18 protein-coding genes and 1 pseudogene are annotated in these 20,241 nt (G+C 64.7%); 9 read left to right on the top strand and 10 right to left on the bottom strand.

The window, feature by feature from the left end; translation table 11 throughout:
- The first annotated feature begins 66 nt into the window (after positions 1–66).
- The 3 genes from bamA to fabZ all read left to right on the top strand — a co-directional run bounded on the left by bamA (position 67) and on the right by fabZ (position 4,275).
- Complete coding sequence (gene bamA / locus ACFLEY_RS25865) at positions 67–2,601, top strand: outer membrane protein assembly factor BamA (protein WP_211433626.1); 2,535 nt, start codon at positions 67–69, stop codon at positions 2,599–2,601.
- Between the two features lie 148 nt (positions 2,602–2,749).
- Entirely contained in the window at positions 2,750–3,817 is a 1,068-nt protein-coding gene (gene lpxD / locus ACFLEY_RS25860) for a UDP-3-O-(3-hydroxymyristoyl)glucosamine N-acyltransferase (protein WP_060912394.1), read from the top strand.
- Entirely contained in the window at positions 3,814–4,275 is a 462-nt protein-coding gene (gene fabZ, locus ACFLEY_RS25855; protein WP_011087619.1) for a 3-hydroxyacyl-ACP dehydratase FabZ, read from the top strand. Before lpxD ends, fabZ begins: the two co-directional genes overlap by 4 nt.
- Before the next feature lie 25 nt (positions 4,276–4,300).
- Here fabZ and ACFLEY_RS25850 read toward each other — a convergent pair whose 3' ends face one another.
- Positions 4,301–4,624 carry a KTSC domain-containing protein gene (locus tag ACFLEY_RS25850; RefSeq protein WP_060912393.1) on the bottom strand — a complete coding sequence of 108 codons (324 nt, stop codon included), beginning with the start codon at positions 4,622–4,624 and terminating at the stop codon, positions 4,301–4,303.
- A 175-nt stretch (positions 4,625–4,799) separates the two neighbouring features.
- On the opposite strand from ACFLEY_RS25850, the gene lpxA reads away from it, so the two are divergent.
- The 3 genes from lpxA to lpxB are packed head-to-tail and all read left to right on the top strand — an operon-like array spanning position 4,800 to position 7,649.
- On the top strand, positions 4,800–5,591 hold the full coding sequence (lpxA, locus tag ACFLEY_RS25845) for an acyl-ACP--UDP-N-acetylglucosamine O-acyltransferase (protein ID WP_060912392.1): 792 nt from the start codon (positions 4,800–4,802) through the stop codon (positions 5,589–5,591).
- Between the two features lie 19 nt (positions 5,592–5,610).
- Positions 5,611–6,468 carry an LpxI family protein gene (locus tag ACFLEY_RS25840; RefSeq protein ID WP_038967850.1) on the top strand — a complete coding sequence of 286 codons (858 nt, stop codon included), beginning with the start codon at positions 5,611–5,613 and terminating at the stop codon, positions 6,466–6,468.
- On the top strand, positions 6,465–7,649 hold the full coding sequence (lpxB, locus tag ACFLEY_RS25835) for a lipid-A-disaccharide synthase (protein WP_082757028.1): 1,185 nt from the start codon (positions 6,465–6,467) through the stop codon (positions 7,647–7,649). The genes ACFLEY_RS25840 and lpxB overlap by 4 nt, the downstream gene beginning before the upstream one ends.
- Here lpxB and ACFLEY_RS25830 read toward each other — a convergent pair.
- From ACFLEY_RS25830 to gltX, 9 genes and pseudogenes are all read right to left on the bottom strand, one after another.
- Complete coding sequence (locus ACFLEY_RS25830; protein WP_060912390.1) at positions 7,646–8,413, bottom strand: SDR family NAD(P)-dependent oxidoreductase; 768 nt, start codon at positions 8,411–8,413, stop codon at positions 7,646–7,648. The two genes, lpxB and ACFLEY_RS25830, sit on opposite strands and share 4 nt — an antisense overlap.
- Positions 8,410–9,525, bottom strand: a complete 1,116-nt coding sequence (locus ACFLEY_RS25825) for an ABC transporter ATP-binding protein (protein WP_060912389.1) — start codon at positions 9,523–9,525, stop codon at positions 8,410–8,412. Before ACFLEY_RS25825 ends, ACFLEY_RS25830 begins: the two co-directional genes overlap by 4 nt.
- Before the next feature lie 10 nt (positions 9,526–9,535).
- Positions 9,536–10,393, bottom strand: a complete 858-nt coding sequence (locus ACFLEY_RS25820) for a carbohydrate ABC transporter permease (protein WP_060912388.1) — start codon at positions 10,391–10,393, stop codon at positions 9,536–9,538.
- Positions 10,386–11,309 carry a carbohydrate ABC transporter permease gene (locus tag ACFLEY_RS25815; protein ID WP_060912387.1) on the bottom strand — a complete coding sequence of 308 codons (924 nt, stop codon included), beginning with the start codon at positions 11,307–11,309 and terminating at the stop codon, positions 10,386–10,388. Before ACFLEY_RS25815 ends, ACFLEY_RS25820 begins: the two co-directional genes overlap by 8 nt.
- A pseudogene (locus tag ACFLEY_RS25810) lies at positions 11,306–12,591 on the bottom strand (ABC transporter substrate-binding protein). The gene ACFLEY_RS25815 and the pseudogene ACFLEY_RS25810 overlap by 4 nt, the downstream one beginning before the upstream one ends.
- Positions 12,592–12,649: 58 nt before the next feature.
- Complete coding sequence (locus ACFLEY_RS25805) at positions 12,650–13,828, bottom strand: ROK family transcriptional regulator (RefSeq protein ID WP_211433632.1); 1,179 nt, start codon at positions 13,826–13,828, stop codon at positions 12,650–12,652.
- Positions 13,829–13,975: 147 nt separating this feature from the next.
- Positions 13,976–14,740: a hypothetical protein gene (locus ACFLEY_RS25800; protein WP_060912386.1), complete on the bottom strand. Its 765-nt coding sequence runs from the start codon at positions 14,738–14,740 to the stop codon at positions 13,976–13,978.
- 41 nt (positions 14,741–14,781) lie between these two features.
- The gene (gene gltA / locus ACFLEY_RS25795) at positions 14,782–16,086 is read right to left on the bottom strand and encodes a citrate synthase (RefSeq protein ID WP_011087607.1); all 1,305 of its coding nucleotides are present in this window, start codon (positions 16,084–16,086) and stop codon (positions 14,782–14,784) included.
- A 167-nt stretch (positions 16,087–16,253) separates the two neighbouring features.
- Complete coding sequence (gene gltX / locus ACFLEY_RS25790; protein ID WP_060912385.1) at positions 16,254–17,681, bottom strand: glutamate--tRNA ligase; 1,428 nt, start codon at positions 17,679–17,681, stop codon at positions 16,254–16,256.
- Between the two features lie 154 nt (positions 17,682–17,835).
- On the opposite strand from gltX, the gene ACFLEY_RS25785 reads away from it, so the two are divergent.
- The 3 genes from ACFLEY_RS25785 to ACFLEY_RS25775 are packed head-to-tail and all read left to right on the top strand — an operon-like array spanning position 17,836 to position 20,223.
- Positions 17,836–19,512 carry a glutamine--tRNA ligase/YqeY domain fusion protein gene (locus tag ACFLEY_RS25785; protein WP_060912384.1) on the top strand — a complete coding sequence of 559 codons (1,677 nt, stop codon included), beginning with the start codon at positions 17,836–17,838 and terminating at the stop codon, positions 19,510–19,512.
- A 15-nt stretch (positions 19,513–19,527) separates the two neighbouring features.
- On the top strand, positions 19,528–19,830 hold the full coding sequence (locus tag ACFLEY_RS25780; protein ID WP_060912383.1) for a hypothetical protein: 303 nt from the start codon (positions 19,528–19,530) through the stop codon (positions 19,828–19,830).
- Positions 19,831–19,839: 9 nt separating this feature from the next.
- Complete coding sequence (locus tag ACFLEY_RS25775; protein WP_060912382.1) at positions 19,840–20,223, top strand: nuclear transport factor 2 family protein; 384 nt, start codon at positions 19,840–19,842, stop codon at positions 20,221–20,223.
- Positions 20,224–20,241: the final 18 nt, after the last annotated feature.

Raw genomic sequence — 20,241 nt, 5'->3', positions numbered from 1 at the left:
CTTGGGGAATCTCCGGACCGGCGTTGGGGTTGGGTCTGGCACGGAATGATAAGGGCGCGTTGCGCAATGAAGTTTGGACTGCGACTCCGGGGGGGCTTGCTTGCCACCCTGATCATGTTCGGCGCGCCGGTGGTTGCCCCGATTGGGGCTGCTCTTGTGTCTTCGTCTGCGCTTGCGCAGACCGTCCAGTCGATTTCCGTCGAAGGAAATCGCCGGGTCGAGGTGGAGACGATCCGCTCCTATTTCAAGCCGGGTCCGGGCGGTCGCCTGGATCAGGGCGCCATCGACGACGGCCTCAAGGCGCTGATCGAGACCGGCCTGTTCCAGGACGTGAAGATCAACCGCGGCGCCGGTGGCCAGATCGTCGTCTCCGTGGTGGAAAACCCGGTGATCGGTCGCATCGCCTTCGAGGGCAACAAGAAGATCAAGGACGAGCAACTCGGCACTGAAGTCCAGTCCAAGGCGCGCGGCACCTTCTCCCGCGCCATGGTGCAGTCCGACACGCTGCGAATCGCCGAAATCTATCGCCGCTCCGGCCGCTACGACGTCCGCGTCACGCCCGAGGTCATCGAGCAGCCGAACAACCGCGTCGATCTCATCTTCACGATCGAGGAGGGCGCCAAGACCGGCGTCAAGTCGATCGAGTTCGTCGGCAATGTCGCGTTCTCGTCCTACCGCCTGCGGGACGTCATCAAGACGCGCGAATCGAACCTGCTGAGCTTCCTTGCCAGCGGCGACATCTACGATCCCGACCGCGTCGAGGCCGACCGCGACCTGATCCGCCGCTTCTACCTCAAGAACGGCTTCGCCGACGTCCAGGTCGTGGCCGCGCTCACCGAATACGATCCGGAGAAGAAGGGCTTCAACGTCACCTTCAAGATCGAGGAAGGCGCCCAATACCGCGTCGGCGCGCTCGACTTCCGTTCCAGCATCCCGAACTTCGATCCGAACTCGATGCGCGCCTATTCGCGCGTCAATGTCGGCTCGCTCTACAACGTCGAATCGGTCGAGAAGTCGGTTGAGGAGATGCAGATCGAGGCTTCGCGCCGTGGCTATGCCTTCGCCGTGGTCCGTCCCGGCGGCGACCGCAACTTCGAGGCGCACACCGTCTCCGTCGTGTTCAACATCGACGAGGGCCCGCGCACCTATATCGAGCGCATCAACCTGCGCGGCAACACCCGCACGCGCGACTACGTCATCCGCCGCGAGTTCGACATCTCCGAGGGCGATGCCTACAACCGCGCACTGGTCGATCGTGCCGAGCGGCGCCTGAAGAACCTCGACTATTTCAAGAGCGTGAAGATCACGACGGAGCCCGGCTCGTCCAGCGACCGCGTCATCCTGATCGTCGACATGGAAGAAAAATCGACCGGCGACTTCTCGATCTCCGGCGGTTACTCCACGACCGACGGCGCGCTTGCCGAAGTCTCGGTCTCCGAGCGCAACCTGCTCGGTCGCGGCCTGTTCGCCAAGGCGTCGGTGACCTATGGCCAGTACGCACGCGGCTATTCGCTGTCGTTCGTCGAGCCGTATCTGCTCGACTACCGCGTCGCGCTGGGCCTCGACCTCTATCAGCGTGAGCAGAAGTCCAACAGCTACATCTCCTACGGCACCAAGACGCTCGGCTTCTCGCCGCGCCTCGGCTTCTCCTTGCGTGAAGATCTGGCGCTGCAGCTGCGCTACTCGATCTATCGGCAGGAAATCACGCTGCCGTTCTACCTGGCGAACTGTAACAACATCGCCGGCCCGGCGTTCAACCCGAGCCCGGCCTTCGCTGCGTCGCAGGTTCCGCCGATCGATTTGAGCTCGACCAACGGCCTCGGCTGCTACAGCGACGGCGAAGCCTCGCTGCCGGTGCGCAAGGAGCTTGCCAACGGCAAGACCCTGACCTCGGCGCTCGGCTACTCTCTGAGCTACAACACGCTGGACAACAACAAGAACCCCACCGACGGTCTGCTCGTCGACTTCCGGCAGGACTTCGCCGGCGTCGGCGGCGACGTCACCTACCTGAAGAGCGTTATCGACGCGAAGTACTACACCCCGCTGGTGTCTGACATCGTCGCCGTCGCGCGCCTTCAGAGCGGCATCCTGACCAAGATGGGCAGCGATCTGCGGATGCTCGACCACTTCCAGATGGGCCCGAACCTCGTCCGCGGCTTTGCTCCGAACGGCATCGGCCCGCGCGACCTGAACCCCTTTGGCACGCAGGATGCGCTCGGCGGCACCAAGTACTGGGGCGCTTCGATGGAATTGCAGATGCCGTTCTGGTTCCTGCCGAAGGAAGTCGGTCTGAAGGGCGCGGTCTATGCTGACGCCGGCGGTCTGTACGACTATCAGGGACCGACGACCTGGACGGCGACCGGTGAGACGACCACCACAAGGAACTCAAACTGCATCCCGTCCACCATCAATCCGGCGACGGCGGGCACCTGTACCGGCCTCGTGTACGACGACAGCAAGGTGATCCGCTCGTCGGTCGGTGTCGGCCTGATCTGGCAGTCGCCGTTCGGACCGCTGCGCTTCGACTACGCCGTGCCGCTCAGCAAGGGCAAGTATGACCGCACGCAGGAGTTCCGGTTCGGCGGCGGCACCTCGTTCTAATTCGATCAGCAGGGCATGATCCGGCCCCCTTGGGTTTCCCTTGGGTTTTCCTTGGGGCCGGTCTCCAATAAGATCGTGCTCAATCCGGGAGAAAAGGCATGATGCGGTTTGGCCGCTTCATGTCGAAGCCGGACCGCGACGGGGTGGAATGGCGCAGCCGACCTTCTTCACAAAGCCGCCTGCGACGGCGCTGGCCGATATTGCCACGCTGACAAAGGCGCTGCTGGTCGACCCCACCAGGGGCGATCACGTCATCACGGGCCTGGCCTCGCTCGACGAAGCCGGCCCGATGCATCTGGCGTTCTTCGACAACCTAAAATATGCCGATCAGCTCAAGGCGACCAGAGCGGGTGCCTGCCTGGTCAGCCCGCGCTTCGAGGCCCAGGTGCCCGCACACGTCGCCGTGCTGCGGGCGGCGCAGCCGTTCCGCGCCTTCGTCAGGATCGCGCGGGAATGGCATGGCGACGCGCTGAGGCCGCAATCCTGGGTCGGCAATGACGGCATCGCGCCGTCGACCATCATCGATCCCACGGCCCGGCTCGAGGACGGCGTGATCGTCGACCCCCTGGCGGTCATCGGTGCGGATGTCGAGATCGGCAGCGGCACGGTGGTCGGCGTCGGCGCCGTGATCGGCCCCGGCGTCAAGATCGGCCGGGACTGCAATGTCGGCGCCCGCACCGCCATCCAGTGCGCGCTGATCGGCAACGATGTGCTGATCCATCCGGGCTGCTCGATCGGCCAGGACGGTTACGGCTTCATATTCTTCGGCCCTGAGGGGCACCTGAAGGTGCCGCAGACCGGGCGCGTGCTGATCCAGAACAATGTGGAGGTCGGCGCTGGCACCACCATCGATCGTGGGTCCCTGCGCGACACCGTGATCGGCGAGGGCACCAAAATCGACAACCAGGTCCAGATCGGCCACAATGTGACGATCGGCCGGAATTGCCTGCTGGCGGCCCAGATCGGGCTGGCCGGCAGTTTGACCATCGGCGACAATGTGGCGCTGGGAGCAAAGGTGGGCATCAACAATCACCTCAAGATCGGCGACGGAGCCCAGGTCACTGCGATGAGCGGCGTCAAGGACGACATCCCGCCGAACGGACGCTGGGGTGGTTTTTTCGCCAAGCCGACCAAGCAGTGGTTCAAGGAAATTATCGCGGTGGAGCGCCTGGTACGCGACAGCAGGGCCGATCCGAAGGACGAGGGACGGGAATGACGGAGGGATCTCCTATTAAGTTCGAGCTGGTGGACATCAACGCGATCCTCCAGACGCTGCCGCACCGCTTTCCGATGCTGCTGATCGACCGCGTGATCAACATCCGCGCCGATTACAGCGGCATCGGCATCAAGAACGTCACCTTCAACGAGCCGGCCTTCCAGGGGCATTTCCCCGAGCGCCCGGTCTATCCCGGCGTCATGATGATCGAGGCGATGGCGCAGACGGCGGGCGTGATCGGCATCAAGTCGGTCGAGGGCACCGAGAAACCGCGCGCGGTCTATTTCCTCACCATCGACAAGTGCAAGTTCCGCAAGCCCGTGCTCCCTGGCGATACCATCGAGTATCACATGCGCTCGCTCGGCCGCCGCAAGACCATGTGGTGGTTTCACGGCGATGCCAAGGTCAACGGCCAGGTCGTCGCCGAGGCCGACGTCGGCGCCATGCTGACCGACTGAGTGGCTTACGACCCCGCGGACGGGCTCATACGCCGCAATCGTAGCGGCTGCCCGCTGCCTCGCGTCTGATCTTCTGGTTGAAGAACTGGCCCATGGACGGCGCGCCCAGGAGGCTGTCGACCGTTTCGGGATCAACGCCGCAATAGCGGTCATACGCGCCGTTGATCGCGACGATCAGGTCCTGCTGCGCGCGGTCGTAGCAGACGCGCTGAAGCACCGTGCTGCGGGTGATGTCGCGGCATTCGAATGTCGCGAGGTCGACGGGCCGGTGTCCGCCGGTCTCGACCGTCTCGGAGACGACCGGTGCGGCCGCGAGCTGTGCGAGCAGTATTGCCAGGGCCCTGACCACGATAGCTGAAGCTCCGCATGAACGTGTTGATGGGCCGGGAAGGCCGCCTCATCCGGCACGTGAAACACGTCGAGATCATGCGTCACTGGACAGATCGGGCATAGTCGGGCTAACCAGCGGAAAACCGAACGACTTCAACACATAACCAGACCTTCTTGACGAGTTAGATTGCTTGATGAGCAAGATTGATCCCACCGCACGGGTCGAGGACGGCGCCGTGATCGGCGAGGGTACCGAGATCGGCCCCTATTGCATCATCGGCCCGAATGCCGTGATCGGCGCGAGCTGCAAGCTGATCGGACAGGTCACCGTCATCGGCCACACCTCGGTCGGCGACAACTGCGTGATCTCGCCGTTCGCGGTGCTCGGCGGCGCGCCCCAGGATCTGAGCTACAAGGGCGAGCCGACCCGGCTCGAGATCGGCGCGGGCTGCACCATCCGCGAAGGCGCGACGATGAACGTCGGCACCATCAAGGGTGGCGGGCTGACGCGCGTCGGCAGCGGCGGCTACTTCATGAACAACAGCCATGTCGGCCATGACTGCATGGTCGGCGACAGCGTGATCTTCGCGACGTCGGCGACGCTCGGCGGCCACTGCGAGATCGGTGATGCCGTCTATATCGGCGGCCTGTCTGCCGTGCATCAGTTCACGCGCATCGGCCCGTATGTCATGGTCGGCGGGGTCTGCGGCGTACGCGACGACGTCATCCCTTATGGGCTGGTCAACGGTCAATATGCGGTGCTGGAGAGCCTCAACCTGATCGGCATGAAGCGGCGCAAGTTCACCAAGCAGCGGCTTGCGACCGTGCGCGCGTTCTACCAGAAGCTCTTCCACGGCCCAGGCACCTTCGCCGAGCGGCTCGAAGCGTCCAGGCCGCTGGCCGGCGAAGATCCGGCGATCGCCGAGATCCTCGGCTTCATCGGCAAGGGCAAGCGTCCGCTCTGTCTTCCCGCCATCGAGAAGTGAACCTGCGATGGCCGCGGACATGACATCGGCGGCGGCAGGGATTTCATCGCCCGTCGGCGTGGTCGCCGGCGGCGGCGCCATGCCGTTTGCGGTTGCCGACTCGCTCGCCACGCGCGGCATCACGCCGGTGCTGTTTCCGCTGCGCGGCGCCTGCGATCCGGTGCAGGTGGAAAAGTTCCGCCACCGCTGGATCTCAGTCGGCCAGCTCGGGCGCGCGATGCGGCTGTTCCGCGAGGAGGGCTGCCGCGACCTCATCTTCATCGGCACCTTGGTGCGGCCTTCGCTTTCGGAGATCCGGTTCGACTTCACGACATTGCGGTTGCTCGGCAATGTCATCCGTGCCTTTCGCGGCGGGGACGATCATCTGCTGTCGGGCGTCGGGCGCATTCTCGAACAAGGCGGCTTTCGCATGGTCGGGATCAAGGACGTTGCGCCCGACCTCTTGATGCCCGAGGGCTGCATCAGCCGCGCCTGGCCGAGCGACACCAGCAAGACCGACATCGAGCGCGGCCGCGCGGTCCTGACCGCGCTCGGGCCGTTCGACATCGGCCAGGCCGCCGTGGTGATCGACGGCCATGTGGTGGCGGTCGAGGATATCGAGGGCACCGACGCGCTGCTCGCGCGCGTCGCGCGGCTGCGCGAGGAGGGCCGCATTCGCGCGGCGACGGGCCGCGGCGTGCTGGTGAAGGCGCCGAAGAGCAGCCAGGACCTGCGTTTCGACCTGCCGACGATCGGCCCGCGCACCATCGAGGGCGTCGCGAGAGCCGGCCTCGCCGGCATCGCCGTGATCGCCGGCAACACCATTGCCGCCGAGCCGCAGGCGATGATCGCGCTCGCCGACGCAAAGTACCTCTTCATCATCGGCCTGCCGGCGTGATGCAGGGTCGCGATCCCAAGCGAAAGATCTTCCTGATCGCCACGGAGGAATCCGGCGACCGGCTCGGCAGCGCCTTGATGAAGGTGCTGCGCCAGCGCCTCGGCGACGGCGTGCAGTTCGAAGGCGTCGGCGGCCGCACCATGGCGCGCGAGGGGCTCGAGACGCTGTTCCCGATCGAGGAGCTGTCGATCGTCGGTTTCGCCGCGGTGGCGCAGCAATTGCCGAAGATCCTGCGCTTGATCCGCGAGACCGCGGACGCCGTGCTGGAGGCCGTGCCCGACGCGCTCGTCATCATCGACAGCCCCGATTTCACCCATCGCGTCGCGCGCCGCGTGCGGGCGCGCAATCCTGCGATCCCGATCGTCGACTACGTCTCGCCGCAGCTCTGGGCCTGGCGGCCGGGACGGGCGCGGACCATGCTCGGCTATGTCGATCACGTCCTCGGCCTGTTGCCGTTCGAGCCGGAGGAATACCGCAAGCTCGGCGGGCCGCCATGCAGCTATGTCGGCCATCCCTTGATCGAGCAATTGGGGTCGCTGCGGCCGAATGCGGAGGAGCAGAAGCGCCGCAACAGTGAGCCGCCGGTGCTGCTGGTGCTGCCCGGCAGCCGGCGCAGCGAGATCCGGCATCATATCGAGGTGTTTGGCGCGGCGCTCGGCCGGTTGCAGGCGGAGGGGCGCGCGTTCGAACTGATGCTGCCGACCATGCCGCATCTCGAAGCCACCGTCCGCGAAGGCATCGCCAGTTGGCCGGTCAAGCCGCAGATCGTGATCGGCGAGGCCGAGAAGCGCGCCGCCTTCCGGATCGCGCACGCCGCGCTGGCGAAATCCGGCACGGTGACGCTGGAACTGGCGCTATCGGGCATTCCGATGGTGACGGCCTATCGCGTCGGCGCCATCGAGGCCTTCATCCTGCGCCGCGCGATCCGCGTCTCCTCGGTGATCCTTGCCAATCTGGTGATCGGTGAGGATGTCATTCCGGAGTTTTTGCAGGAAGACTGCACGCCGGAGAAGCTCGCGCCGGCGCTCTCTGCGTTGGTCACCGAGACGCCGCAGCGCCAGCGGCAGGTCGAAGCCTTCGCCCGGCTCGACACCATCATGTCCACTGGCAACAAATCGCCGAGCGTGCTCGCCGCCGACGTCGTGCTCGCGACGATGCGGAAGGGGCGGCGGGCGAGCTAGCCGAGGCCGCCGTCGACCTGAAAACACTGGCGCGTGATGCGCTGGCTCTCATCGGAGGCGAGGTACAGCGCCATGTTGGCGATGTCGTCGGGTGTCACTGCATCGGGAATGGCCTGACGCGCACGAATCTCGGCGATGGTCTGCTCGTCGGGATACCACAGCCGGCGCTGGCGTTCGGTGATCACCATGCCGGGCGCAATGGCGTTGACGCGGATGCGGTCGGGACCGACCAGCCGCGCCAGTGAGTTGGTGAAGCCGACGATCGCCGCCTTTGCCGCGGCGTAGACCGGCAGCGCCGGCCCGCCGCGCATCCAGGCGATCGACGACATGTTGATGATCGAGCCGCCGCCGCGCGCCTGCATCTGCGGCACCACGGCTTGTGCGGCGAAGAAGACGTGCTTGAGGTTGACGCCGATCATCCAATCGAACTCGGCGGGCGTCACCTCCGCAAGCACCTGGCGCTGGTCGTTGGCGGCGTTGTTGACGAGGACCGCGGCATCGCCGAGCGATCCGTGGACCTGCGCGATCGCGGCGCGCAAGGCGTCGATGTCCAGGAGGTCGCAGCGCACGAACAGTGGTGCCGCGCCGGACGCGGCCGCCACCTCCTCGATCAGCGATCCGCCGGCCGCTTCGTCGATATCGAGGAACGCGACGCGGGCGCCCTGGGCCGCGAAGGCGCGCACGAAGGCGGCACCGATGCCGCTGGCGCCACCGGTGATCAGCACCACGCGGTCCGCGAGGCCGGCATAGCTCGTCTGGGTCATGCGATCAGTCGCTCCGTCTCGGGGTCGAACAGGCAGATGCGGCGGGTGTCGAGCGCGAACGGCGCCATGGCGCCCGGCGTGGGACGGATGTCGGGCGAGATGCGCGCCTGCGCGGGCTCGCCGCCTAGCCGCAGCAGAACGATCGTCTCGGCCCCGGTGGGCTCGACCATCTCGACCGGCGCGGTGACGACGACGGGTGTGCCGGTGCTACCGGAGAACACGCGGTCCCCCTCGGCGATGCATTCCGGCCTGATCCCGAGCACCACCTCGCGGCCGACATAGGACGCCGCGGCATCGTAACCCTGGAGGCGGAGCCGGACCTCGTCCGGCCGTCCCGCGCCGATCACGACCACCGGCCCGTCGGCGTCGGCATCGAGCCGTGCGGGCATCGTGTTCATGGGCGGCGAGCCCATGAAGCGGGCGACGAACAGATTGGCGGGATAACGATACACGGTATCGGGGTCGGCAAACTGCTGCACGCTGCCCTGATGCATCACCGCGATCCGGGTCGCCATCGTCATCGCCTCGATCTGGTCGTGGGTGACATAGACGATGGTGGCGCCGATGCGCTGGTGCAGGCGCTTGATCTCCATCCGCATCTCCACGCGCAGTTTTGCGTCGAGATTGGAGAGCGGCTCGTCGAACAGGAAGAGCAGGGGATCGCGCACCAGCGCCCGGCCCATCGCCACGCGCTGACGCTGGCCGCCGGAGAGCTGCGACGGCTTGCGGCCGAGCAGGGGTTCGATCTGGAGTAGGCGAGCCACATTCGCCAGCGCTTTATCCTGCTCGGCCTTCGGCACGTGACGGCATTCCATGCCGAAGGTGATATTCTGGCGCACCGTCATGGACGGATAGAGCGCGTAGGACTGGAACACCATGGCGATGTCGCGGTCTTTGGGCGGGACGTCGTTGACGACGCGTCCGCCGATCTCGATCGTCCCCGCGCTCGGGCGATCGAGACCGGCCACGATGTTGAGCAGCGTGGACTTGCCGCAGCCGGACGGCCCCACCAGCACGGTGAACTCGCCGCTCTCGATATCGAGATCGATGCCCTTCAGCACCTCCAGATTGGCGTAGCGCTTGGACAAGGCACGGATGCTCAGCGCTGCCATGACGGCTCCATCATTTCACGGCTCCGGCGGTCAGGCCGCGTACGAAGTACTTGCCGCCGATCAGGTAGATCAGCAGGGTCGGCAGAGCGGCGATCATCACCGCGGCGCTTTGCACGCCATGCTGCGGGATATCGGCGACCGCGGCGGACAGGGCGATCAGCGCGGCGGTGACCGGCTGCTGCTGACCGGTCGTGAATGTCACGCCGTAGAGAAACTCGTTCCAGATATGCGTGAACTGCCAGATCACGGTGACGACCAGGATAGGCGGCGAGAGCGGCAGGATGATGCGCCAGAAAATACGAAAGAACCCGGCGCCATCGATTCGCGCGGCTCTGATCAACTCCTGCGGGATGGCAGTGTAGTAGTTGCGGCAGAACAAGGTGGTGAAGGAAAGCCCCTGGATCGTGTGGATCACGACCAGGCCCGTCAGCGTGTTCATCAGGCCCGTATCGCGCAGCACGATGGTCCAGGGCAGCAAACGCATCTGCTGCGGAAGGAAGATGCCGAGCGTGACGATACCGTAAATCCAGCTATCGCCGCGAAAGCGCCAGAGCGAAACCGCGTAACCGGCGATCGCACCAAGCAGGGTGGAGAAGATCGTCGCGGGAATGGTCACGAGCGCGGAGTTCAGCACGTATGGCCGGATGCCGGCGCACGTCTCGGCGACGCAGAAACCGCTCCAGGCGGTGGCGTAATTGCTCCAGGCCAGATGTTGCGGCCAGCCGATCATCGACCCCTGCGCGATCTCCTCGTTGCTGCGGAGCGAATTCAGCACGACAACAGCCAGTGGCGCGAGCCATGCTACCGCGATCAAGAAAACGACGAGATAGATCAAAATCCGGCTTGGTGCGAAGGTTCGGTCACGCATGGTTCGCCCGCCGCTGCTGGACATATCGCCACGCTGCATAGGGCAGCAGCACCGCGAGAAGAATGAGCAGCATGAGCACTGCCGCCGCCGCTCCTCGTCCGAGCAGGCTGCGCTGGAACATCAGGTCATAGACAACAAGCGCTGGAAGCTGCGTCGCGATTCCAGGCCCGCCATTGGTGAGCGCGCGGACGAGGTCGAAGGTCGAAATCGCGAACTGCAGCTGGATGACGATGACGGTGATGGTGATCGGCCACAGCGTCGGCAGGATGACGCGGCGGTACATCCGGATCGGTCCGGCGCCGTCGATCTGCGCGGCCTTGATCAGGTCGGCATCGACGGAGCGGAGGCCGGCGAGGAAGAGCGCCATGGCAAAGCCCGAGGATTGCCAGATCGCAGCGATGACAATGGTCCAGATGGCCATGTCGCGGTCGATCAGCCAGTCGAACCGGAAGGAAGTCCAGCCGAGGTCGTGGACCAGCTTCTGGATTCCAAGGCCGGGGTTGAGCAGCCAGCTCCAGACCGTGCCCGTGACCACGAACGACACCGCCAGGGGGTACAGGAAGATGGATCGCAGCAGGTTCTCGCCGCGAATGCGCTGATCGAGCAGGATCGCAAGCATGAGGCCGGTCGCCAGACTCAGCAACACGAAGGCGCTGCCAAAGAGCAGCAGATTGTCGAGGGCGATCTGCCAGTTTCGCGATGCCGCAACCGCGGAATAGTTGCGCAAACCCACCCAGCCCGAGACCGGGACCAGAGTGGATGGCGTGAACGATATCCAGATCGTCCACAGCGAAAACGCAATGAGGTGCGCAGCCGACAACAGCAGCGGCACCCAGATCGTCAGAACTTCGGGCAGCCGGCGCACCACGTCAGAGGCCGCCGGCCGGCCCAGTCCTGTCGAGACGACGTTGGTCAACGTGCGCCCTCGACGGCCTCGGCGAGGCGTTTGGCCGCCTGCTCCGGCTTGATCGTCTTGTTCTTCACGTACTCCGTGATCACATCGATCATCGCCGCGGTCATCCCGTTTTCCTGCGCCATATTGTGCGCGAGGCTAGGACCGCCTGATTGCTGGCGATGGCATCTTTCAGAGCAGCTGCGGTCCGCCGCTGACCGTCCGACCAGCCTTCGCCGGACAGATCGACATCGGTGCGCACGGGGATCGATCCCGTGATCTGCGAATACATCGTCTGGATCGCGGGATCCATGACGAGCTGGGCCATCAGCGTCTGGCCGGCTTGTAGGTCGGGCTCCTTGCGCTGCCAGAATATGAAGGCATCGGCATTCAACAGGAAGACCGGCTTGGCGTTGTCGCTGGGGCCTGGCGCGATGATGAAGTCCTCGAGCTTGAAACCGGCATTGCGCAATACGCCCTGCGCCCAACCGCCCATGATCATCATGCCCATGTCGCCGTCGATGAAGCGCTTCAGGTTGGTCGAAAAGTGTTGGGCGCCGACGTTGGGGTCCATCCAGTCGGCGATCTTTCGCACCTGTGCGAACGCGGCCTTGATCTCCGGACCCTCCAGGGTCTTCTTCTCGAGATTCATGATGGCCGCGCGGTATGCGATGGGACTGATGCCCGCCAGAGCGGCCTCGAATTTCTGCCCATCGTCGGGGCGGGTGCCGCCATTGGCGACGGGATATGCGACGCCGCCTGATTTCATCTTTTCGGCGAGATCATTGAAGTCGGCCCAGGTGACCGGGATCTTGTCGGCCTTGGCCTTGTCCATCGCGCGCCTGGAGAGGAACAGCATGTTGGTGCTGTAGATCTGCAACGGCAGCGCGATCCACTTGCCGCCCGGCTTGTGCAATTTCGCGAGGTCTGGCGCGACGACCTTCTCGTAACCTGCAGCAGCGACGACAGCGTCGAGATCGACGGTCGGGGCGATCTTCGACCAGGCCGCGATCTCGGGGCCCTTGAGCTGCGAACATGCCGGCGGATCGCCGGCAATGATCTGAGCGCGCAGCTTGTTCATCATCTCGGTGGTGAACCCAGGGACGGGCGAGTGCTGCCAGACCCCGCCTTTCTCCTCGAATTTCTTGCCGAGCGCGGTGATCGCCGCGCCGTCGCTGCCTGCGGACCATTGCGAGATCGCGGTGAGGCGCGGCTTGACCGCGCCTTGCGCCCGGGCAATTGCCGGCAGCGCGAGCGCGGCAGCAGACCCAGCGAGCAGACGGCGCCTTGTTGTTGTGATCGGCATGGCAAGTTCCTCCCGGTGTGAACTCTTTTGCGCGACAGCCGCGCAGCTTCAGGGCATCTCAGGCGGCCTCCGTCGATGCGGCCGGCATACCGCCGCGGCAAGCAAGGCAGAACGCAGCGAACGCCAGCGCGGCCCTGGGATCATTGCCGTTCGAGGGCGGCACGAAAGCGAGCGACACCTGCGCATGCTCAGGGCCACCGAGCAGGCTGGCGTCGACGCCGTCGACCAGCGCCTTTCGATCGTCCTCCGCAAGGAGCGACGGCCAGCCACTGATTGCAACGCCGCGGCATGGCTTGACGTTCAGCGTGTTGCCGATCGCGAGCCCCAGCCGGAACAGCCGCCGGCGCAGTTCCTGGCGCGCGCGCGCCGAGAGCGGGACCGCGGTCACCCAATCGCTGCCGAGCTGAAGCAATTCGGCCTCGGAAACACCAAGGAGCTCGGCCAGGGCGGGAAGCGACGTATAGGCTTCGACGCAACCGTGATGGCCGCAGCGGCAGCGCGGTCCGTCGGTGCCGAACACCATGTGGCCGAGTTCGACCGGCTGGAGTGCATCGGCCTCGGTCGGATCGTCCACCCAGGTGCCTGCGACGCCCTGGCCGACGAAGACGAAGAGATGCGCGCCGCTGAACGGATAATTCTCCCTGCGGCAGCGGTGAAAGGTGGCGTGCGCGACGACCGAGTTGGTGAACTCGACCGGCACGCCGGCGAACATCTGGGCGAGCATGGCGCCGATGCGCCCGACGTCGCAGGGGATGATCGGATTGGCCGACATGCTCAGCCGGCCGAGGCCTGGAATGGAGACGCCGATCTGTGCAAGCGCGATGCGGCGCCGCCGCGTCCAGTCACGCAGCAATGTCAGCGCCTCGCGAAACACCCCGCCGACGGACTCGGCCGTGGGCTTTGCCGGTAGCGCCACACGCTCCGTATAGTGCAACTCGCCCGACAAGGTCCCAACGCCGACGCTGAGCCACTGGCCGGTCAGCTCGACGGCCGCAAGCGCCACCGAACCATCGAGCGACACCAGGCCCGTCGGGCCGCCGACGTAAGGGGCAGGGCGCCGCACCTCCTCGATCAGGCCTTCGGCTTTCAGATCAAACAGGATGCGCGAGAGGCTCGCTTCCGACAGGCGCACGGCCTTGGCCAGAGGCGGGCGAAACGAACCGCCCGACTGAAGCAGATGAGTCAAAATGGCAGCGCGCGTCTGCCGCCGACTTCTCGGCTGCTCCGGCATTTCCATCCCTGTCGTCATTCTTACTTAGTGTAAGAATTTGCGCGCGGAGCGTTTCAACTGTCAAGCGTTTGCGGGGGAGAGGCACCGACTTGTTGTTGTGCGCGGCAACAAGATTGATGAGCGCAGCCTGCATTCGCAGAGCAGCGACACCACTCAGGAGAGACGGGCGACGTCGACGATGATCCGGTTGCGATTGTCCGGGTCGACCAGGACTGGCAACTCGTCCCCGACGACGGTGCGGCTTTCGCGGCGGCGCGAGCTGCTGAATGACATGCGCGTAACCGCTTCCCAACCCGGTCCGCCGTTCGGGTCGTTCACCGAGACTGCAATGTCCCACGTCCCGCCCGGAGCGCTGCTCGGTTGCACCTCGTGCGCGGTCAACACCTTCGCCGTGGTCGGGATCAGGCCGAGGGCTGCGGCGCCGCCGGCAAGCGCAATCTCCATCTGCTGAGGCGTCAGGCCATTGACCAGACCGGGCGACGATGCCGAGTGCTCCACCTCGCGCCAGATGCCGGGAAACGGCCGGCGGCTTGGCGTGTCGGCCTGCTGCTCGCCGCGCAAATGCTCCGCGAGCCGTTCGGACGCGTCTCGCTCGGTCGGCACCAAATCCCATTCGATCCTGAACCGTGTGGGATCAGCGAGGTCCAGGGTGACCGGAAGCACCGTCCCGGGACGCGGCCATTTCGGCTTGGGAACGTCGTAAGCGCTGTACCGCACGGCGGTCGCCGCGATGCGCTCCGCGGTGACGACCCCGTCAATGTCGCACCGGGGATAAAGCACCATCTCGCCGGCCGCATCGGGGAACGGTGAACAGGCCACCACCTGCAGCCATCCGTCCACCGGGTTCGTGATCCGCATCGGCTCGCCCTGCGCTTTGCTCGCTGTTCCCGGTATCCTGCCAAACAAAAACGGCGCCATCGTGAGATGGCACCGTTTCGAAAGCCGTGCTGGCTGAAGACTTACTTGCGATCCTTGATCGCCACGTAGTCGCGGCGGGTGACGCCGGTGTAGAGCTGGCGCGGACGGCCAATCTTTTGCTGCGGATCCTCGATCATCTCGCTCCACTGGCTGATCCAGCCGACGGTGCGGGCGACCGCGAACAGCACGGTGAACATCGAGACCGGAAAGCCCATCGCCTTCAGCGTGATGCCCGAATAGAAGTCGACGTTCGGGTAGAGCTTGCGGTCGATGAAGTACTGGTCGCTGAGCGCGATCTTCTCGAGCTCCATCGCCACCTTCAGCATCGGATCGTCGCCATGGCCGGTCTCCTTGAGCACGGCGTGACACATCTTCTGCATGATCTTGGCGCGCGGATCGTAGTTCTTGTAGACGCGATGACCGAAGCCCATCAGGCGGACTTCGCTGTTCTTGTCCTTCACCTTGGCGATGAATTCCGGAATCTTGTCGACCGAACCGATCTCGGCGAGCATCGCGAGCGCGGCTTCGTTGGCGCCGCCATGGGCCGGGCCCCAGAGGCAGGCGATGCCGGCGGCGATGCAGGCGAACGGGTTGGCGCCGGAGGAGCCGGCGATGCGCACCGTCGAGGTCGAGGCGTTCTGCTCGTGGTCGGCGTGCAGGATGAAGATCTTGTCCAGCGCGTCAGCCAGCACCGGATTGATCTTGTACTCCTCGCACGGCACGGCGAAGCACATGTGCAGGAAGTTCTCGGCGAACTTCAGCGAGTTCTTCGGATACACGAAGGGCTGGCCGATCGTGTACTTGTAGGCCATCGCCGCCAGCGTCGGGATCTTCGCGATCATGCGCATGGAAGCGATCATGCGCTGCTTCGGGTCGTTGATGTCGGTGGAGTCGTGGTAGAACGCGGCGAGCGCGCCGACGGAGGCCACCATGACGGCCATCGGATGGGCGTCGCGGCGGAAGCCCTGGAAGAAGCGGGCCATCTGCTCGTGCACCATCGTGTGATGGATCACGCGGTCGTCGAAATCCTTCTTCTGCGCGGCGGTCGGCAGGTTCCCGTAGAGCAGGAGGTAGCAGGTCTCCAGGAAGTCGCCGTTCTCGGCGAGCTGCTCGATCGGATAGCCGCGGTATTCCAGCACGCCCGCGTCGCCGTCGATATAGGTGATCTTGGACTGGCAGCTCGCGGTCGAGGTGAAGCCCGGGTCATAGGTGAACAGGCCCGACTGGCCGTAGAGCTTGCCGATATCGATGACATCAGGCCCGACGCTGCCGCTGTGGATCGGGAGATCGTAGTTCTTGTTTCCGACCGTCAGCGTGGCGGTCTTATTGCTTGCTTTTGCGTCCATCGTAGGTCCCCGATGTATGGTGAAACGGGCCGGACCCGGAAGGTCCCAATAACATGGTGGGGCAGGCCGGATGTTCCAGAAGGTACGGGGGAGATGGGTATATTATTGCTGTGTGCGCTGCAAGATGGCGCCGCGCATGCTCGACTTACGTCTAGCCTGGTCCCTGCCTAGTCCCTGGCCTGATCCTTAAGCCGGCCCAAACTTTCCTGGCGTCCCAGCACGTCCAAAACCTCAAATATACCAGGCGACGTGGTCCGTCCGGTCAGCGCGGCCCGTAAGGGCTGGGCGACCGCGCCAAGCTTGAGACTATTTTCCTCGGCAAAGGCGCGCAGCGCGGCTTCCGTCGTGGCGCCGCTCCATGTCTCGACATTCTCCAGCGCGGAATGAAGCTGGCCGATCAGCTTGCGGTTGTCGGGCGTCAGCAGCGCCTGCGCCTTGGGATCGAGCTCCAGGGGCCGGTCGGCGAAGATGAAATAGGCGCTGTCGATCAGCTCGATCAGCGTCTTGGCGCGCTCCTTCAGGGCCGGCATGGCCTTGAGAAGCTGCGCGCGCGTGGTGTCGTTTAACTTGGCCTTAAGCTCGTCGCGGCTGGGCACGACGTGGTCCAGCACATCCTCGAACATCTTCACGAGTGATTGATCGTCGGCGTGGCGGATGTAATGGCCGTTGAGGTTTTCGAGCTTGGCGAAGTCGAAGCGAGCGGCGGCGCGGCCTACGCTCGAGAGGTCGAACGCCGCGATCATCTCCTCGGTCGAGAAGATCTCCTGGTCGCCATGGCTCCAGCCGAGCCGCACGAGGTAGTTGCGGAGTGCGGCCGGCAGGTACCCCATGGCGCGGTAGGCGTCGACGCCGAGTGCACCGTGGCGCTTCGACAGCTTCGAGCCGTCCGGGCCGTGGATCAGGGGGATGTGGGACATGCTCGGCAGCGCCCAGCCCATCGCATCATAGATCTGCTTCTGGCGGGCGGCGTTGATCAGATGGTCGTCGCCGCGGATGACGTGGGTGACGCCCATGTCGTGGTCGTCCACGACCACCGCGAGCATGTAGGTCGGGTTGCCATCGCCGCGCAAAAGGACGAGGTCGTCGAGGTTCTCGTTCTGCCAGACCACGCGGCCCTGGACCTGGTCCTCGATCACGGTCTCGCCGGTCTGCGGCGCGCGCAGGCGAATGGTGGGCTTGACGTCGCTCGGAGCCGTGGCCGGGTCGCGGTCCCGCCACATGCCGTCATAGAGGCGGGTGCGGCCCTCCGCGCGCGCCTTCTCACGCATGGCGGTGAGCTCCTCGGCGGTGGCGTAGCAGCGATAGGCCTTGCCGTCGGCAAGCAGCTGCTCGGCGACCTCGCGGTGGCGGGCGGCGCGGCTGAACTGGTAGATGACGTCGCCGTCCCAGCCGAGCTCGAGCCATTTCAACCCGTCGAGGATGGCGCCGATCGCCGCCTCTGTGGAGCGCTCCCGGTCGGTGTCCTCGATCCGGAGCAGCATCTTGCCGCCATGCTTCTTCGCATAGAGCCAGTTGAACAGCGCCGTGCGGGCACCCCCGATATGGAGGAAGCCGGTCGGCGAGGGAGCAAAGCGGGTGACGACGGAATCGGTCATTCTTGGCAGGGCCTATGCATTGGAAGCGGTGGTGTATAGCAGGACCGGAGCATAACTAAAGCCCACGGCGGACCTGCCAGGCCTTGCTTATGCTCTTGGCTCAGCCTCGCGAATTTGGCAGAAGGACCGCTGATTTCCCTACAGGATTTTCGTAATGACAGAACCGGTGGCAGCTGAGGTTGGGCGCGATTTCATTCGTGACATCATTCAGGCCGACCTCGATCAGGCCAAATACAGGGAGATCGTGACCCGGTTCCCGCCGGAGCCGAACGGCTACCTGCATATCGGCCACGCCAAGTCGATCGCGCTCAATTTCGGCATCGCCCAGGAGTTTCCGGGCCGCTGCCATCTGCGCTTCGACGACACCAATCCGGTCAAGGAAGAGCAGGAATATATCGATTCCATCCAGGCCGACGTGCACTGGCTCGGCTTCGACTGGGGCAAGAACCTGTTCTTTGCCTCGGATTATTTCGACCGCCTGTACGAATGGGCGGAGACGCTGATCCGCGACGGGCTCGCCTATGTCGACGACCAGACCCAGGAGGAGATCCGCACCTCCCGCGGCACGCTGACCGAGCCCGGCAAGAACTCGCCGTTCCGCGACCGCAGCGTGGATGAGAACCTCGACCTGTTCCGCCGCATGAAGGCGGGCGAATTCCCCAACGGCGCGCGCGTGCTGCGGGCCAAGATCGACATGGCCGCGGGCAACATCAATCTGCGCGATCCCGTGCTGTACCGCATCCTGCATGCGCATCATCCGCGCACCGGCAACGCATGGTGCATCTATCCGAGCTACGACTATGCCCACGGCCAGTCGGACGCGATCGAGGGCATCACGCACTCGATCTGCACGCTGGAGTTCGAGGACCACCGGCCGCTCTACGACTGGTTCATCGAGAAGCTGCCGGTGCCGTCGAAGCCGCACCAGTACGAGTTCGCGCGGCTGAACCTGACCTACACGCTGCTCTCGAAGCGCGTGCTGACCCAGCTCGTGCGCGAGGGCCATGTCGCGGGTTGGGACGATCCGCGCATGCCGACCATGGCGGGCATGCGCCGTCGCGGTGTGCCGCCGGCGGCGCTGCGTGAATTCGTCAAGCGCATCGGCGTCGCCAAGGCCAACAGCGTGGTCGATGTCGGCATGCTCGAATTCTGCATCCGCGAGGAGCTGAACCGCACCGCGCAGCGCCGCATGGCGGTGCTGAAGCCGCTCAAGGTCGTGATCGAGAACTATCCGGAGGGGCAGACCGAGGAGCTCGATGCGATCAACCATCCGGACGATCCCTCCGCCGGCACGCGGAAGATCACGTTCGGCCGCGAGCTCTATATCGAGCAGGACGACTTCATGGAGAACCCGCCCAAGAAGTTCTTCCGCCTGTCGCCCGGCAACGAGGTCCGGCTGCGCTACGCCTATTTCGTCAAATGCACCGGCGTGATCAAGAACGAGAGCGGCGAGGTCGTGGAGCTGCGCTGCACCTACGATCCCGCGACCAGGGGCGGCAATGCGCCCGACGGCCGCAAGGTGAAGGCGACCATGCACTGGCTGTCGGCGGCAGCGTCGAAGCCGGCGGAGATCCGCATCTACAACCAGCTGTTCGCGAACCCGAGCCCGGACGCCTCGAACTTTGCCGCCGATCTCAATCCGCAGTCGCTGGAGATCCTCAGCGACGCGCGCATCGAGGCATCAGTGGCGGAGAGCAATTCCACCGAGCCGATGCAGTTCGAGCGCCAGGGCTATTTCGTGCGCGACAAGGACTCGACGCCCGGCAAGCCGGTGTTTTCACGCACCATCGGCCTGCGCGACACGTTCGCGAAGGAAGTCGCGAAAGGTTGAGGCTCCCTAAGTTTGATGATGCAGTATTTGATCATCGATGGAATGCTGTCGGGAACTGGCGTGCGGGATGGGACCGCTGGCGGGTATCTCGATCTGGAGAACGTTGGGCTTTCCGCTGATCTAACGAAACGAATCGAAAGTTGGTTGGTCGCGTACGAAAGTGCGCACTACAGCCAGTTTGGAGACAAGGCCGAGAACGACCGGCTCGATCAGGAGGGCATCGCAATCGCAATGCTTGTCCGGAAGGAGCAGCCCGGCGCTAGGGTGGAATATTTCTCGAATGCTCAGATGCGAAAGTTGCCATTCGACTTGTCGTGAGGCTCACCCATGATTGACCAGATCGTCGCCGGCATCATGGCAAAATGGGCTGCGGCATTCAGTAGGCTTGATGCCGCGGTACTCGCCTCGCTTTATTCGAGGAACGCGTTCTTCTTCGGCTCGAATCCGAACGTCTACCGCGGCAATGATGGCGTGCAGGCCTATTTCGAGGGGCTGCCGCGATGGCAATCGCCATCGGTCCAATTCACCGATGTCAGGACGGCGCAGGCGGCAGCTGACCTGATCAACGTCGCAGGCACGGCATCCTTTGCTGTCGAGAAGGATGCCGAGCCGCTGGTGGTGAGAATCACCTGGGTGATCCTTCGTGAAGACGGCGAATGGAAAATCGTCAGCCACCACGTCTCGTCCAAGACGCCGCTGATTGAGCCGTAGGCCGGTTACGGATCAGGA

Origin of the sequence: Bradyrhizobium sp. YCK136, from assembly GCF_044570075.1 — a bacterium.
GTDB lineage: Bacteria > Pseudomonadota > Alphaproteobacteria > Rhizobiales > Xanthobacteraceae > Bradyrhizobium > Bradyrhizobium diazoefficiens.
The sequence above is the reverse complement of the archived record's forward strand: the minus strand, read 5'-3'. Positions and strand labels throughout refer to the sequence as shown.

Bases quoted from the DNA above. Each gene is read 5' to 3' on its own strand.
- lpxA (WP_060912392.1), top strand. From the start codon at position 4,800: ATGAGCAAGATTGATCCCACCGCACGGGTCGAGGACGGCGCCGTGATC.
- ACFLEY_RS25825 (WP_060912389.1), bottom strand. From the start codon at position 9,525: ATGGCAGCGCTGAGCATCCGTGCCTTGTCCAAGCGCTACGCCAATCTG.
- ACFLEY_RS25785 (WP_060912384.1), top strand. From the start codon at position 17,836: ATGACAGAACCGGTGGCAGCTGAGGTTGGGCGCGATTTCATTCGTGAC.
- ACFLEY_RS25775 (WP_060912382.1), top strand. From the start codon at position 19,840: ATGATTGACCAGATCGTCGCCGGCATCATGGCAAAATGGGCTGCGGCA.
- fabZ (WP_011087619.1), top strand. From the start codon at position 3,814: ATGACGGAGGGATCTCCTATTAAGTTCGAGCTGGTGGACATCAACGCG.
- gltX (WP_060912385.1), bottom strand. From the start codon at position 17,681: ATGACCGATTCCGTCGTCACCCGCTTTGCTCCCTCGCCGACCGGCTTC.
- bamA (WP_211433626.1), top strand. From the start codon at position 67: ATGAAGTTTGGACTGCGACTCCGGGGGGGCTTGCTTGCCACCCTGATC.
- ACFLEY_RS25830 (WP_060912390.1), bottom strand. From the start codon at position 8,413: ATGACCCAGACGAGCTATGCCGGCCTCGCGGACCGCGTGGTGCTGATC.
- ACFLEY_RS25805 (WP_211433632.1), bottom strand. From the start codon at position 13,828: ATGGAAATGCCGGAGCAGCCGAGAAGTCGGCGGCAGACGCGCGCTGCC.
- ACFLEY_RS25800 (WP_060912386.1), bottom strand. From the start codon at position 14,740: ATGGCGCCGTTTTTGTTTGGCAGGATACCGGGAACAGCGAGCAAAGCG.
- lpxD (WP_060912394.1), top strand. From the start codon at position 2,750: ATGGCGCAGCCGACCTTCTTCACAAAGCCGCCTGCGACGGCGCTGGCC.
- ACFLEY_RS25780 (WP_060912383.1), top strand. From the start codon at position 19,528: ATGATGCAGTATTTGATCATCGATGGAATGCTGTCGGGAACTGGCGTG.
- ACFLEY_RS25820 (WP_060912388.1), bottom strand. From the start codon at position 10,393: ATGCGTGACCGAACCTTCGCACCAAGCCGGATTTTGATCTATCTCGTC.
- gltA (WP_011087607.1), bottom strand. From the start codon at position 16,086: ATGGACGCAAAAGCAAGCAATAAGACCGCCACGCTGACGGTCGGAAAC.
- ACFLEY_RS25840 (WP_038967850.1), top strand. From the start codon at position 5,611: ATGACATCGGCGGCGGCAGGGATTTCATCGCCCGTCGGCGTGGTCGCC.